Origin of the sequence: Faecalibacterium sp. An122 (assembly GCF_002160895.1) — a bacterium.
Taxonomy (GTDB): domain Bacteria; phylum Bacillota; class Clostridia; order Oscillospirales; family Ruminococcaceae; genus Faecalibacterium.
The window spans coordinates 68379-82506 of sequence record NZ_NFLL01000004.1 but is presented as its reverse complement, the minus strand read 5'-3'; the positions used below and the strand labels follow the sequence as shown (position 1 = coordinate 82506).

Genomic DNA, 14128 nt, shown 5'->3' with positions numbered 1-14128 from the left:
CTCATATTCTGTAGAATGCTGTTTTCTTGCGGGGCCGCAGGTCCAGCGGGTCGTCGGGCGGTGGCGCCGGCGCAGGCCGCACCGGCGGGCTGATGGGATTTTCCATCAGGACGTACCGGCACTCGTCGTAGATGTGGTCCTCCTGACGGGAATCCACATCCTCCACGTTGCTCTCGTCGTACACCAGGGACGGGATGGTGCGGATAAAGTGCTTGCAGGTGCTGAACACCTGGAACATGGGCCGCCCCTCCCCGTCGAAGGCCAGACGGTAGTGCATCTGCATCTTGCCGGCCAGACGGGTGTTGTCCGCCCCCGACCAGTGGATGCAGGCGGGAGGCCGCTCCATCATGGCGGCAATGCTCTCCCCCCGGCTCTCGTCGAAGATGGCCGGGTCGGCCACTCCGCGGATCACCCGTCCCCGGAGAACCGGGTCGTTCTGTTCCGCCTCCCGGATGCGCCGGGCCTGTTCCACCGGGTCCAGCCGCAGACCCTCGTTGGGTCGGCCGGTGCAGCCGTACAGCTCCTTGATCCGGTAGATCCGGCCGTCCTCGTCCACCGCATACCACCCCACCGAGAAGGGCCGCGAATACCCGAAGTCGTATCCCCGCCAGATCCGCCAGTGTTTGGGAATCTCGAAGGGTTCCACCACATGGGTCCATCGCTGGTCCCGGTAGTGTTCGGGGTCGTTGCGCCACTCGGTGAACACCTGACCCGAAAAGCTGTCCCAGCTGCCGTAGAGCAGCGCCTGCTTTTCGGCCTCCGGCAGGGCGGCCAGACTGGCCAGATACCCCGGGTCGTTGGCCAGCAGGGCGGGGTTGTCAAAGACGCTGGAAGGGATGAACACCCTGGCCCGGGTGAAGGTCCGGGTGGTGCCGTCGGGCATCCGCACCTGGTAGTCCTCCAGAATGGGGGTGCCGGCGGGGGCAGGGGTGATGAACCGCTCCTTGACCCAGCCGTGGCCCACCCCGCCGGGGTTGGTGGTGGCCCGCATATACACCCGGGTGCCGGGCCCGGTGGGACGGTTCCGGCTCATCATGTAGCTGTACTCCTCCCATTCAAAGTGGGTCAGCTCGTCAAAGCCGATGAAGTCGAAGGCCTTGCCCTGGTAGTTGGTGCGGTCCTTGGTGTACTGCATGGACCCGAAGTAGATCTTGGCCCCGCTGGGGAAAATCCAGACGTGGGCGGTGGCATTGTACTGGGCGGCGGGAAAAGCCCGCCGGTAGTAGTTCATGCTCTTGTCCACCAGGTCGCTCAGCTGGGGGAAGGTCTTGCGCAAAATCAGGGCCCGGTAGTGGGGGATGTCCACCTGCCGCAGCGCCTCGATCACCAGCGCGTCGCTCTTTCCCCCGCCGGCCGCGCCCCCATAGAGGGCTTCCGGCTCGCTGCGCTCCATAAACGCCCGCTGCCGGGGCTGGGGCTGCCAGATAATGGGGGCCTGCCGGTTCATGTTGATTCCTCCTTTCCCGGCTCCACCGGCGGCAGCAGCACCACGCCGCACTCCGGCCCGCCGCTCTCGCCGCCCTGCTCGCTCAGGCTTCTGGCCACGGCCGCCAGGTCCTTGAGCACCGCTGTGATTTCCTTGAGGGCCTTCATGTCCCCCGGCCCGCCCTCCTGACGCCGCCGCTGGTCCAAAGCCCTTGCCTCCTGCACCAGCAGGCCGCTCAGCAAATCGGTGGTCCGCTGCAAGTCTGACAGGCTGCCGTTCTTTTTTCTCGCCATCGTTTCGCTCCTTTCTGCCGTTTCCCGGCCGCCTGACAACATCCTACCACCGTTTCTGCGTTTCCCCCAGTGTGTCCTTTTGGCTCCCTTTTTCGCTTGCAAAAGCCGCAAAAAAATGCCCCCAAAGGGCCCCTTGTGAAAAAGTTTGCAAACCCTTATAATAGATCTGCAAAACAACTTCCAGAGCCTTTGGGGGAGATTTTATGGCGCGCACAAAAAAGCAGTCGGTGCTCAAACAGCTTTATTTCCGCAGCTTCATCATTCTGGTGGTGATTCCTCTTCTGGTGGTGTTCATCGGAGCTTTCAGCATTGTCAGCTACCTGATCCGGGCCGCCTCCATCGAGACCATCGACGCCTTCCAGGAGAGCGTCGCCTCGGTCCTTCAGACCGACGTGCGGACAGCCTCTTTGCAGCTGTCCCACTTTGTGTACGTCAACGACGGGGAGTTCCCCGCCATGGCCGCCCAGGTGTACGACTCGGCCGGGACGGTACAGTATTACACCACCAGCCAGCAGCTGGAACGGGCCTTTCACACCGCCATGACCCCGTCGGAGGACATTCTGGGCGGGATGTTCTATATGCGGGACGGCGGCAGCATCTACATGAACAAAGAGATCATGCTCACCTCCAGCGAGGTCCGCGCCGCCTCCTGGTATACGGCAGCCCAGGCCTCTCCCAATCAGGTGCGCATCGGCGGCTACGACACCAGCCGGGTCCGGCTGACCTATCCCGGCCAGAAGAACAACGTCTTTGTCCTGGTCACCGCCATGGCCCTGGACCGCTCGGTGGACAAAAGCAATCAGATTGACCTGATGGCCTTTTTCACCGCCACCCAGGCCGGCGACGTCATCCGCCGGGCCCGGGGCCGCAGCGAGCTGGGCTCCACCGTTCTGCTGGACGAGACGGGCCAGGTCCTTTACGGCGACTTTGGCAACGACGCCCTGCGGGACTTCTTCTCTCAGCACGCCGGGGAGTTCACCCCCGGCAGCAAGAGCCTGCGGGCGCCCCTGCGCCCCGACGGCAGCACCGCCGGATTTTTGTTCCGCACCCGCTCCATCCCCGACACCGGGTGGACGGTGGTCACCTTTGTGGAGGAACGGCTCCTGACCCAGGGGTTCCAGATGGTGGGCGGACTGCTGCTTTTGGTGGTGGCCCTGCTGCTGGGCCTGTTCTGTGTGTTCTCCCTGTACTTCCTCAACGCCATTGTGGTGCCGGTCCAGACGGTGGTTCAGGGGATGCGCCAGCTGGAAAACAACAATCTGGACGTCCAGGTCCAGCCCAGCGGCCATCAGGAAATCCGGGATCTGATGGACTCCTTCAACCAGATGGTCCTGAGCCTGAAAAACATGCTGGCCATCAACGCCGAGGCCCAGCGCCGCAAGCATACCGCCGAGATGCAGGCCCTCCAGAGCCAGATCAACCCCCATTTCGTGGTCAACAGCCTCAACTCCATCCGGTTCATGGCCCAGGTGGCGGGCTACGACGGCATCCGGGATATGGCGGCGGCCCTCATCAGCATTGTGTCCTGTTCCTTCCGCAGCAACGTCAGCCTGTACACAGTGCGGGAGGAGCTGGCCGTCCTGGACAGCTACGTCTACCTGATGCGGATTCGCTACAGCGAATGTTTCGAGGTCCACTATGCGATTCAGCCCGGGTGCGAGGATTATCTGCTGCCCCGGCTGATTCTCCAGCCGGTGGTGGAAAACTCCATCACCCACGGCCTGGCCGACCTGGACGAGGAGATGGGCCAGGTGACGGTGTCGGTCTATCAGGAGGGGGACAGCCTCTGCCTGGCGGTGAAGGACAACGGCCGTGGGATGACCCCTGAGCAAATCGCCCGGATTCTCAAGGGCCGGCCCCGCACCAGCGACGACAACACCAGCATCGGGCTGGAGAATGTGCTGGCCCGGCTGCGGCTCCATTTTGGCCCCCAGGCCCAGATGGAGGTGGAGAGCGAGCCCAATGTTTTGACCTGTGTGCGGCTGCGTCTGCCGCTGGAACGCTGCGGAAAGGAGACCAAACCCCATGATACGAACCCTGATCGTGGATGACGACGCCCTGGTGCGGGCCACCCTGTCCTCCCTGCTGGACTGGGAGAGCTGCGGCTACCGGATTGTGCAGGACTGCCTCAACGGCCAGCAGGCCCTGGACTATCTGCGTCTGCAGGACGTGGATTTGCTCATCACCGACATCAAGATGCCGGGCATGGGCGGCCTGAAGCTGCTGGAACAGCTGCGGGCCAGCGCCCGGATGCCGGTGTCGGTGGTCTTGTCGGGCTATGATGAATTTGAGCTGGTGCGTGAGGCCTTCCGCCTGGGCGCCTACGACTATCTGCTGAAAGCCAACCTCACCGAGGCCGAGCTCCGGCGGCTTTTGACCGACCTGCGGGAAAAGGTCTTTCACGACGCGGCCCGGCCCGAGGGCCGCGCCCCGCGGGAGGAACTGTCCCTGGAGCCGGGCAAGTATGTGGCGGCGGCCTTTTCGGTCCAGAACTTTCCCCAGGTGGCCCAGCGGTACGGCGGGGAGGTGCGGGAGCGGATGCAGCGCCCCATGCTGGAGCTGGTGCGCCAGATTCCCCGCCTCAGCAACCACGGGGTCATCCGGGCTATCGATCCCTCCTACTATGAGCTGTACTATCGGGTCAGCGATCCCCTGCGGGTTCAGAGCACGGTGGACCTGGCCGTCCGCCAGATCCAGCATGTCTGGAAAGACATGATGAACCTGGAGGTGGCGGTGGGGGTCAGCGAGATGATCCCCCACACCGAAGCGGTCCAGGCGGCCCGGCAGTGCGCCGGGCTCTGTGCCCTGGCCCAGCTGCGGGGCCCCGGCTCCATCTGCACCCAGTGGCGGTATGGAGCCCTGGCCGGGCTCTGCGCCCGGGAAGCCTCCGCCTGCGCGCCCCTTCTGGACGCTCTGTGGGGCGACAATCCCCAGGAACTTCAGCGGGAGGCCGCCGCCTGGTTTGTGGGCCTGCGGGGAGAGACCGGCGAAAGCCACACCGGCCGGTGCGCCGCCCTGCTGGCGGGGCTGAGCCATCGCCTGGCCCAGTACGGCCAGAGCCTGGGTGCCATCCTGCCCGAACAGCCCGACCTGCTGGGCGCCCTGCAGCAGATGGAATCCGCCCGGGAGCGGGAGCTCTGGCTCCACGGGATTCTCCGCCGGGTCCGCACCGCCTGCACCGCCGGCGCCAGCCAGGCCCAGCCCGACGTCATGGAGCGGGCCCGAGCCTTCATCCGGGACAATTTCGTCAACCCCGAACTGACCCTAAAGACGGTGGCCGACTATGTGGGCTTCAACGAAAAATATTTCAGCACCCGCTTTGCCAAAGAGTGCGGCTGCACCTTCATCAGCTATCTGAACGGGCTGCGGATCGAGCGGGCCGGCCAGCTGCTGCTCCAGACCGACATTAAAATTTATGAAGTCTGTGAGGCGGTGGGCTACCACAATGTTGAGCACTTTAACCATGTTTTCAAGAAAAAGATGGGCGTAACGCCCAAAATCTACCGTCAATCGGGTGAAAATATCTGAAAAAACATCAAGAAATCCAACCCGAGTTCCTATTTTCCTCCCGGTGCGGCTGCTATACTATAGACAACGTAAGGAGAGGACGGACCGACACGCAGCCGTCCTTGTGCCCCACAAGAAAGAGGAGGATCTGAACAATGAAGAAGATTTCACGCCGCTCGTTTCTGAAGGTTGCCGGCGCTGCCGCCGCCACCATGGGTCTGGCCGCCTGCGGCGGTTCCCAGAGCACCACTGCTGCTTCGGGCGGAGCTGCAGCAGGCAGCGAGCTCTCGGGCGAACTGGTTTTCACCATCTGGGACAACAACCTGATGGAATACATCGACTCCAACGACATGGTGGGCAAGTTCCAGGAGAAGTACCCCGACGCTGAAATCGAAGTGGAAAAGATCAAGGACGACAGCGAGTACTGGAACGCCATGAAGATGCGCGCCTCGGCCAACCAGCTGCCCGACGTCATGTTCAACAAGCCCTTCACCCTGTCCCGGTTCAAGGATTACCTGCTGGACCTGTCCGACACCGAGGCCGCCAAGAACAACACCCTGGCCGCCGGCTACGCCGTGGACGGCAAGATTCTGGGCGTTCCCATGACCGCCGGCTACGAGTACGTCTACTACTGGAAAGATATGTTTGAGGAAGCCGGCGTGGAAGTTCCCACCACCTGGGGCGACTTCCAGGCCGCAGCCACCAAGCTGCAGGACCACTTCGGCGCATCCGACCCCGACTTCATGGCCATTGCCCTGGGCGCCAAGGACGAGTGGCCCGACTACCCCTTCATGGAGTTCATGCCCGCTCTGGTGAACGGCAACGGCCAGAACTGGAACGACATGGCCAAGGTGGACGCTCCCTTTGCAGAGGGCACCGACATCAACATCGCCTATCACCGGATTTATGACCTGTTCACCAGCGGCGTCTTCGGCAAGGACCCCCTGGGCCTGGGCAACGATCAGGCAACCACCCTCTTCGCCCAGAAGAAGGCCGCCATCATCGCGCTGGGCGACTGGGGCCTGCAGAACATCGAGAACGGCGCAGAGAGCATCGATCAGCTGGGCGCCTTCTATCTGCCGGTCCGCGAGAGTAAGAGTGAACCCTTCCGCTACATCGTCCAGGGCGACAGCTTCATGGGCGTGACCACCCATTCCAAGAACCCCGAGCTGGCCCGCGCCTTCATCGAGTGGTTCTACAGCGAGGACTGGTACCCCGGCTACATCGCCTACATTTCCAGCGCCTCCTCCATGAGCAACTTCCCCAAGGACAAGGACCCCGTCCTGGCTGAGGCCGACGCAGCCCAGTCGGATGGCGAGATGGTCATGTACGACGGCGGCGGCGATGACTTCACCGCCATTCAGAACGAGATCGCCTTCGACTATAAGAAACTGGGCGCACAGATGTTCACCGACGGGTTCGATCTGGACGCCACCCTGGCCGATCTGGACACCAAGTGGGCCGCAGCCCGCGCCAAACTGGGCATCCAGTAAAGCAACCGGTGGGGCTGCTGCAAAGCAGCCCCCTTTCTGTTGAAGGAGGCTTCCATGAATACTCTCGCCAAACAGCGGCGCGTCTTTATTTTGGTTTCGCTGGTCATCCCGGTCCTGCTCCTGGTGGGGTTTGTGGTGTTCCCGGCGGTGGACCTGTTCCGCATGAGCTTTACCAACTGGGACGGCCTGTCCACCACCAGTGAATTCATCGGGCTGGACAACTACATCTCGATGCTCCACAACCCCGACCTGTGGCAGAGCCTGGGCAACAACGCCGTCTATTTCTTCGCCCACCTGCTGATGATCCCGGTGGAGCTGGCCTTTGCCGTCCTGCTGAACTCCAAGCTCCGGGGCGCCAAGTTCTACAAGACCATGGTCTTCATGCCCTACATCATCAACGGCGTGGCCATCTCCTATGCGTTCTCCTACTTCTTCTCCCCCATCAACGGCGCCTTCGACTCCATCCTGGAGGCCCTGCGCCTGGGGATGCTGAGCCAGAACTGGCTGTCCGACCCCAAGATCGTCAACTTTGTGCTGGCCTTCGTCTCCTTGTGGCGCTACTCCGGTTACCATGTGGTGCTGTTCCTGGCGGCGCTGCAGTCGGTGTCCAAGGACATCCAGGAGGCCGCCATCATCGACGGCGCCAACACCTGGCAGATGTTCCGCTACATCCAGATTCCTTCCATCATGCTGATGGTGGACTTTGTCCTCTTCGACAACATCCGCGGCGCCCTGCAGGTCTTTGATATCCCCTTTGTCATGACCTCCGGCGGCCCCGGCTACGCCTCCAGCACCTTCACCCTCTACACCATCAAGACCGCCTTCACCTTCTCCAACTTCGGTCTGGCCTCCACCATGGCGGTGGCCATCATGGTGCTGATCATCGTGATTTACGTCATCCAGAATAAAATCATCCACGGCGTGATCTTAAAGGAGGACAAGTGAAGATGCTGAACCAGCGTTCTCCCCGCGCCATTCTGGCGCAGTTCCTCAAGCAGCTGGTCTGCTTGAGCATGACCCTCATCGTCATCACCCCCATCCTGCTGACCGTCTTTGCCGCCCTGAAAACCAAGGGCGACATGGTCAACACCTCCCCCCTGATGCTGCCCCCCTTTGACCGGATCACCCTGGAGAACTTCCAGACCGTTCTGAGCAACAAGTATCTTTGGATCGGCTTCAAAAACACCCTCATCATCCTGGCGGTCAGCCTGATTTTCAATGTGCTGCTGGGCACCATCACCGCCTTTATCATCGAGCGCTTTACCTTCCGTGGCAAAAAGGTGATTGTGGGCCTGTTCTTTGCCGGCATGCTGGTGCCCACCTTCGTCACCGAGATTGCCCGCTTCAAGATCATCAACGGTCTGGGCCTGTACAACACCCTGGGCGCCCCCATCCTGATCTACATTGCCTCCGACCTGATGCAGCTGTACATTTACCGCCAGTTCATCTCTACCATTCCCCCGGCTCTGGACGAAAGCGCCCTGCTGGACGGCTGCAGCTACTTCCAGCTGTTCGCCCGGATCATCTTCCCCCTGCTGGCCCCGGCCACTGCCACCGTGGTCATCATCAAGGCCATCGTCATCATCAACGACATGTACATCCCCTACCTGTACATGCCCAAGAACAAACTGCGGACCCTCACCACCTTCCTGATGGACTACGCCAACGCCCAGCAGGGTTCCTGGCAGTCCCTGGCGGCGGGCATCGTCATCATCATGCTGCCCACCATCCTGATTTACATCTTCTTCCAGCGCTATATTCTGGCCGGCGTCGCTGCCGGAGCTGTCAAGGAATAAGGCGCAACGTTCCTTTCTTCTCCCGTCCCGCGGGCCGGCCCCCGCCGGCCGCGCAAAAAACCGGACTTCACAGCCTCGTGAAGTCCGGTTTTTGTTGTCCTGTTTTCTTTTTGGGTTGGGGCGGCCGTTATCCCTCCACCTCGGCCAGGGTGGGCATGGCAGAGATGGCTCCGCGGCGGCTGGTGGTGATGCTGGCGGCCCGGTTGGCGAAAGCCAGAATCTGTTCCAGCTTCTCTACAGAGAGAGCGTTCAGGTGCTCTTTGCACAGCTTGGACAGCGCCGCGCCAAAGAAGGTATCTCCGGCGCCGTTGGTGTCCCCCACCTTGCAGGGGACGCCGGCCACATGGCCGGTGGTGTCTCCCATCCGGTAAAAGACGCCGTCGGGGCCCAGGGTGACAAAGATCAGCCGGATGCCCTGCCGGGCCAGCTGAGCAGTGCCCTCGGCGCAGTCGGTGGTCCCGGTCAGGAGAGGCAGCTCCTCATCCGACACCTTGAGGATGTCCACCATCTCCAGGGGCGCCTTCATCTGGGCCACAGCGGCCTCCGGATCGGGCCAGAGGTTGGCGCGGTAGTTGGGATCGTATGTAATGACGGCGCCCATGGCTTTGGCGCGGCGCACCGCATCCAGAGTGGCGGACCGGGAGGGGTCTGCCGTCAGGCTCACTGAGCCGAAGTGCACCATGGTGGCCCCCTGCAGGGCCTGGTCGGGGATGTCCTCCGCCGTCAGCATGACGTCGGCGTTGGCGCTGCGGTAAAAACTGAAATCCCGCTCGCCCGACGCATCCACCGAGACCACCGCCATGGTGGTGGGGTGCGCGCGGTCCACCGCCACACCCGACACGTCCACCTTGTTCTCCTCCAGCACCTCGGTCAGGTAGCGGCCAAAGGCATCCGCCCCCACCTTGCCGATGAATGCGGTTTTTGCGCCCAGCCGGGCCGCCGCCACCGCCAGATTGGCGGGCGCGCCGCCGGGGTTGGCCGCAAACTGGGGGATTCCCTGTTCGTTCCGTCCGGTCTGGGTCAGGTCGATCAAGACCTCACCAATCGTTACAATGTCCATTTGCAGCATCTCCTTCTCGGTTTTATGACATCAGATAGTGGATAAAGGCGGCGGCCCGGTCGGGGTTGGGGGATTCCCGAATCACACCCAGATACACCCGGTCCGAAAAGCCTGCCGCCTCCAGCAAAGGCGACGAAGAAACATCCATCCACAGGCCCGATTCATCCAGCCCTTCTTCCCGGGTCAGAGACGGGTCCAGGGTCCGCAGGTCGGCCAGATACTCCTCCTGCACAAAGGCGTCCCGGGCCTCCTGGTCCATCAGGACCACATCCAGCTGATCCGCCGCCAGGGCCCCCATGATTTTCATGCGGGAGGCGTAGGCATACTGGGGATCGGCGTCCTCGCTCAGCAGCAGGCCATTGTAGAAGTAGACCTGCTGTTTTTCGCTGCTCAGCCCCTGCTGTTCCAGGAAGCCGGTGGTTAAATCCTCGGTCAGGTCCTGCCCCGCCGACACGTTCACCAGGGCCAGATACAGCACGTCCTCTTTTCGGGTGGCCTGCCGGTAGCCGATGTAGGCCGCCATGTACACCACAATCAGCACCAGGATGATGGGGATTTTGTAATAGGTCCAGATGTGGTCCAGCCGCTTGCGGCCGTGGAGGGATTGAATGGTCTGCCAGTCCTCTTTCCATTTAGTGTTCTGCATTTTCTTCTTCCTCCACCGGTTGCGGCGCCCCGCCGCAGGCGTGGATCACCTTCACCAGGAAAAATGAGCACAGCATGGCGCAGCACCCGAACCCCAGCAAAAACGCCGGGGTAAACACCCAGACCACCACCCAGAACATGGCGGCGTAGATGGCCGCCATCAGCAGGGTGCAGACCAAATACCGCAGCCCCACCAGCAGGGAGGTTTTCAGAATGCCGAAGGTGGTGTTTTCAAACCGTGCCAGCAGCGGGAATGCGTACAGCAGGACGATGGCGTAGACGATGGCCGCCACAATCAGCAGCGCGGCGATGAGGGTCCAGAGGATGCTGTCGCTCCAGATCCGGCTGAGGACGTAGCCGTCCACCGCAAAGAATCCGCCCACCGCCAGCAGAATCAGCCACACCTTGGTGGCGGGGACAAAGTTCTGGCGGAACGCCCGGAAGAACATTCCCGTCAGACCCTCGTCCCGGTCCTCTGCCATCTTGAGGGTGACATAGAACAGGGCGGTGGTGGATGCCCCGATGGTGACAACGGGCAGGCTGCACAGCAGCCAGAGAATGTTCAGATAGGCGCTGTAGGTCATCTTGGTGATGAAGGACAGCAGCGGGCGGTCGGGGTTCAGCAGGTCTCTCATACGCTCGCCTCACAGTCTCCGGTGGACTCCCGCAGCACCAGATCGGTCTCGGTGTACACCGTCCGGTAGTTCAGGGAAGGCTCCTTGATCCGGGTCATCAGCAGGTCGGCGGCGGTAAAGCCCATGATCTGCCCATGGATGTGGATGGAGGTCAGCTTGGGGGTCATGAAGGAGGCCTCCTGGCTGTCATCAAAGCCGCAGATCCAGACGTTTTCCGGGGCGGAATAGCCCAGGGTTTTGAGGGCCCGCAGCACGTCCATGGCCACAAAGTCGTTGGCGCAGACGATGGCCTCGGGCAGCTGGTCAAAGGCTTCCAGTCTGGCCCGGATGTACTCGGCGTATTCCCCTTCCGCGTTGTCCACCATGCACCAGCGCAGGCTGTCCGCCAGGCCCAGCCATTCCATGGCGCTCTTGTAGGCCATGTACCGCTCATAGAAGGACTGGCAGTGCCAGATGGGGCCCGCGTAGACGATCCGCTTTTTGCCCCGCTGGGCCATCAGCCGGACCACGTTCTGCACCTCCACCCGGTTGTCCATGTACAGCCGGTCGGCCTTGAGCGGGGGGTGCAGGTCCATCACCGGCGTATCCACAAACAACAGCGGAATCCCCTGCCCGCACAGCATCTGTGCATAGTCGTAGTCAAAGACCTCAAAGCAGATGATTCCGGCCGTCCGCTCCAGGTCAACCGAGGCCGGCAGGCTGCAGGCCTTCAGCTCGGCCGGCGAAATCCGGTGGATGGTCATGCAGTAGTGCAGATGCTGAATTTCCGACTGGAACCGGTCCAGCATCATGGATGAAAAATGGGAATTGCTCAAAAAGCAGGTGGTCAGCATCGCGATTTCCCGCTTGCCGTCGGGCTTGGCCGGCTCGCGGTTGTCTTCCTGAAACAGGGGCAGATAGGCGAACTGCTTGTACCCCATTTCGGCGGCCTTGCGCAGGATCTTTTCCCTTGTGGCGTCCGCCAGCGCGCCGGTATTGTTGATGGCTTTGGATACCGTATTGCGCGACAGCTGCAGCTCGTTGGCAATGTCCTGAATCGTCACTTTGTTGGCCATGGTGTCCCCCTCCTTCTTTATAATAAAAGTTTGGTTCTGATTGCTAGTATAGTGCAAATGCACGAATTAGTCAAATGTAAAAATGCAAAACGGAAATTTGCACAAATGCACACTTTGCATTTTGTGCAACCAGATAAATCCACAGAAATTCTTTCGGATTCATGGAAAATATCATTGACTTTTGACCATAAGCATGGTATAAAGATGCTGTCAGGAATTTACATTTGCACACTTCCAGCTCAGTTCACGCACAAGCAGATGTGCAAACGTAACTTCAAACGTCACCAAGATCACATTGAAAGGGAGGATTTGAATCCATGAAAGCAAAAGCGTCTCCGTCCGGGACGGTTGCGGTCTCATCCCGGCAGCGCTGGCACAACACCTGTGTCTATGTACGGCGTCACTGGCAGCTGTACCTGCTGTTCCTTCTGCCGGCCGTTGCGCTGACCTTGATTTTCAAGTACGCGCCCATGGGCGGCGTCCTGATCGCGTTCCAGAACTATAACCCCTTCAAGGGCATTCTGGGCAGCGAGTGGGTGGGCTTCGACAACTTTGTCCGGTTCATGTCGTCGCCCGACTTCCAGCGCTATCTGGTCAACACCCTCAAGCTGAGCGTCTATGGCCTGCTGTGGGGCTTCCCCATCCCCATCATCCTCGCTTTCCTGCTCAACCGCATCGAGAGCAAAAAGATCAAGCAGAAGGTCCAGCTGGTCCTCTACATGCCCAACTTCATCTCGGTCATCGTCCTGTGCGGCATTGTGCGTGTGCTGCTGTCGGTCACCGGCCCGGTCAATGGCCTGCTGAACACCAGCATCAACTTCATGACCCTGCCCGAGGCCTTCCGCCCCATCTACATCATCAGCGGCATCTGGCAGGGCGCAGGCTGGGCCTCCATCATGTACACCGCCTCCCTGTCCAACGCCAGCAAGGACCTGAAGGAAGCCGCCATGATCGACGGCGCCAACCTCCTGCAGCAGATTGTCACAGTGGAGTGGCCCGCCATCAAGGACATGGTGGTGATCCAGTTCATCCTCCAGGCCGGCAACATCATGAGCATCGGCTTTGAGAAGGCCTACGCCCTCCAGACCGACCTGAACCTCAGCTCCTCCGAGATCATCGCCACCTACGTCTACAAAAAAGGCCTGCTGGACGGCGACTACAGCTTCTCGACGGCTGTGGGCCTGTTCAACACCGTCATCAATGTCATCCTGCTCATCGCCGTCAACAAGGTTGTCGCCAAGCTCAACGACGGCAAGGGACTGTAAGGAGGCGCCCCACATGACAGTCAAGAAGAAAAAATCCAAAATGGCCCTCTACACCCGCCAGGACAAGGCCATCCTGTACTTCGGCTACTTCCTGCTGGCCCTGTTCGTCATCGCCATCATCGTGCCGGTGGTGTACATCATCTTCGCATCCTTCATGGACCCCGTCACCCTCCAGAACAAGGGCATCACCTTTGATTTCAGCAAATGGACTCTCACCGCTTACGAGCGGGTGGCCACCGACGCCCAGATCTGGATCGGCTTCAAAAACGCCGTCGTCTACTCGATTTTGTTCACCATCATTTCGGTGGCGGTGACCATGCTGGCCGCCTACCCCATGTCCCTGCCCGACTTCAAGGGCAAGAAGATCTTCAACACCCTGTTTGTCATCACCATGTTCTTCGGCGGCGGCCTGATCCCCACCTACCTGCTGATCAACAACCTGGGCCTGCTGGATTCCATGTGGGCGGTGATCCTGCCCGGCGCCTTCAGCGTCTGGAACATGATTATTGCCCGGACCTACTACCAGGGTATCCCCCACGAGCTGCGGGAAGCCGCCGACGTGGACGGCGCCAGCGAGATGCTCTATTTCTTCAAGATCCTGCTGCCGGTGTGTATGCCGGTGGTGGCCGTGCTGGCCCTGTGGCAGTTCGTGGCCATGTGGAACAGCTACTTTGACGCCATGATCTACCTGAACGACACCGCCAAGCAGCCCCTGCAGCTGGTCCTCCGCTCCATCCTGATCCAGAGCCAGCCCGAGTCCGGCATGATTGCCGACATCCAGAGCACCGCCGAGCGCGCCCAGCTGGCCGAGCTGCTGAAATACGCCACCATCATCATCTCCAGCCTGCCTCTGATCGTCATGTACCCCTTCTTCCAGAAGTATTTCGACTCCGGCATCATGGCCGGTTCCATCAAGGGCTGATCCCACCCCACCATCCAACCTGTACTGATAA

At 61.0% G+C, this 14128-nt stretch carries 13 protein-coding genes; 7 read left to right on the top strand and 6 right to left on the bottom strand.

The window, feature by feature from the left end:
- Position 1: 1 nt before the first annotated feature.
- Entirely contained in the window at positions 2-1447 is a 1446-nt protein-coding gene (locus B5E67_RS04695; protein WP_204246523.1) for a phage terminase large subunit, read from the bottom strand.
- Entirely contained in the window at positions 1444-1719 is a 276-nt protein-coding gene (locus B5E67_RS04690; protein ID WP_087248059.1) for a hypothetical protein, read from the bottom strand. Before B5E67_RS04690 ends, B5E67_RS04695 begins: the two co-directional genes overlap by 4 nt.
- 203 nt (positions 1720-1922) lie before the next feature.
- On the opposite strand from B5E67_RS04690, the gene B5E67_RS04685 reads away from it, so the two are divergent.
- The 5 genes from B5E67_RS04685 to B5E67_RS04665 all read left to right on the top strand — a co-directional run bounded on the left by B5E67_RS04685 (position 1923) and on the right by B5E67_RS04665 (position 8515).
- Positions 1923-3770: a sensor histidine kinase gene (locus tag B5E67_RS04685; protein ID WP_087383312.1), complete on the top strand. Its 1848-nt coding sequence runs from the start codon at positions 1923-1925 to the stop codon at positions 3768-3770.
- Positions 3745-5247 (top strand): response regulator, encoded by a 1503-nt coding sequence (locus B5E67_RS04680; RefSeq protein WP_087383310.1) that lies wholly within the window; start codon positions 3745-3747, stop codon positions 5245-5247. The genes B5E67_RS04685 and B5E67_RS04680 overlap by 26 nt, the downstream gene beginning before the upstream one ends.
- Before the next feature lie 134 nt (positions 5248-5381).
- The gene (locus B5E67_RS04675) at positions 5382-6719 is read left to right on the top strand and encodes an extracellular solute-binding protein (RefSeq protein WP_087383307.1); all 1338 of its coding nucleotides are present in this window, start codon (positions 5382-5384) and stop codon (positions 6717-6719) included.
- A 54-nt stretch (positions 6720-6773) separates the two neighbouring features.
- A complete protein-coding gene (locus B5E67_RS04670) occupies positions 6774-7664 on the top strand; it encodes a sugar ABC transporter permease (protein ID WP_087383304.1) in 891 nt (296 codons plus the stop codon).
- A 2-nt stretch (positions 7665-7666) separates the two neighbouring features.
- Positions 7667-8515: a carbohydrate ABC transporter permease gene (locus tag B5E67_RS04665; RefSeq protein WP_087246524.1), complete on the top strand. Its 849-nt coding sequence runs from the start codon at positions 7667-7669 to the stop codon at positions 8513-8515.
- 127 nt (positions 8516-8642) lie between these two features.
- On the opposite strand, the gene B5E67_RS04660 is transcribed toward B5E67_RS04665, so the two are convergent.
- Genes B5E67_RS04660 through B5E67_RS04645 form a run of 4 tightly spaced genes read right to left on the bottom strand, consistent with a single transcriptional unit; the run spans position 8643 to position 11910 of the window.
- Positions 8643-9575, bottom strand: coding sequence for a carbohydrate kinase (locus B5E67_RS04660; protein WP_087383300.1), 933 nt, complete (start codon positions 9573-9575; stop codon positions 8643-8645).
- A 22-nt stretch (positions 9576-9597) separates the two neighbouring features.
- Positions 9598-10221, bottom strand: coding sequence for a hypothetical protein (locus B5E67_RS04655; RefSeq protein WP_087383298.1), 624 nt, complete (start codon positions 10219-10221; stop codon positions 9598-9600).
- Complete coding sequence (locus B5E67_RS04650) at positions 10208-10855, bottom strand: DUF624 domain-containing protein (protein WP_087383295.1); 648 nt, start codon at positions 10853-10855, stop codon at positions 10208-10210. Before B5E67_RS04650 ends, B5E67_RS04655 begins: the two co-directional genes overlap by 14 nt.
- On the bottom strand, positions 10852-11910 hold the full coding sequence (locus B5E67_RS04645; RefSeq protein WP_087383292.1) for a LacI family DNA-binding transcriptional regulator: 1059 nt from the start codon (positions 11908-11910) through the stop codon (positions 10852-10854). The genes B5E67_RS04650 and B5E67_RS04645 overlap by 4 nt, the downstream gene beginning before the upstream one ends.
- 317 nt (positions 11911-12227) lie before the next feature.
- Here B5E67_RS04645 and B5E67_RS04640 point away from each other — a divergent pair, with 317 nt between their 5' ends.
- The gene (locus B5E67_RS04640) at positions 12228-13175 is read left to right on the top strand and encodes an ABC transporter permease subunit (RefSeq protein ID WP_087383289.1); all 948 of its coding nucleotides are present in this window, start codon (positions 12228-12230) and stop codon (positions 13173-13175) included.
- 13 nt (positions 13176-13188) lie between these two features.
- A complete protein-coding gene (locus B5E67_RS04635) occupies positions 13189-14097 on the top strand; it encodes a carbohydrate ABC transporter permease (RefSeq protein WP_087383286.1) in 909 nt (302 codons plus the stop codon).
- Positions 14098-14128 lie beyond the last annotated feature (31 nt).

Bases quoted from the DNA above. Each gene is read 5' to 3' on its own strand.
- B5E67_RS04695 (WP_204246523.1), bottom strand. From the start codon at position 1,447: ATGAACCGGCAGGCCCCCATTATCTGGCAGCCCCAGCCCCGGCAGCGG.
- B5E67_RS04690 (WP_087248059.1), bottom strand. From the start codon at position 1,719: ATGGCGAGAAAAAAGAACGGCAGCCTGTCAGACTTGCAGCGGACCACC.
- B5E67_RS04685 (WP_087383312.1), top strand. From the start codon at position 1,923: ATGGCGCGCACAAAAAAGCAGTCGGTGCTCAAACAGCTTTATTTCCGC.
- B5E67_RS04680 (WP_087383310.1), top strand. From the start codon at position 3,745: ATGATACGAACCCTGATCGTGGATGACGACGCCCTGGTGCGGGCCACC.
- B5E67_RS04675 (WP_087383307.1), top strand. From the start codon at position 5,382: ATGAAGAAGATTTCACGCCGCTCGTTTCTGAAGGTTGCCGGCGCTGCC.
- B5E67_RS04670 (WP_087383304.1), top strand. From the start codon at position 6,774: ATGAATACTCTCGCCAAACAGCGGCGCGTCTTTATTTTGGTTTCGCTG.
- B5E67_RS04665 (WP_087246524.1), top strand. From the start codon at position 7,667: ATGCTGAACCAGCGTTCTCCCCGCGCCATTCTGGCGCAGTTCCTCAAG.
- B5E67_RS04660 (WP_087383300.1), bottom strand. From the start codon at position 9,575: ATGGACATTGTAACGATTGGTGAGGTCTTGATCGACCTGACCCAGACC.
- B5E67_RS04655 (WP_087383298.1), bottom strand. From the start codon at position 10,221: ATGCAGAACACTAAATGGAAAGAGGACTGGCAGACCATTCAATCCCTC.
- B5E67_RS04650 (WP_087383295.1), bottom strand. From the start codon at position 10,855: ATGAGAGACCTGCTGAACCCCGACCGCCCGCTGCTGTCCTTCATCACC.
- B5E67_RS04645 (WP_087383292.1), bottom strand. From the start codon at position 11,910: ATGGCCAACAAAGTGACGATTCAGGACATTGCCAACGAGCTGCAGCTG.
- B5E67_RS04640 (WP_087383289.1), top strand. From the start codon at position 12,228: ATGAAAGCAAAAGCGTCTCCGTCCGGGACGGTTGCGGTCTCATCCCGG.
- B5E67_RS04635 (WP_087383286.1), top strand. From the start codon at position 13,189: ATGACAGTCAAGAAGAAAAAATCCAAAATGGCCCTCTACACCCGCCAG.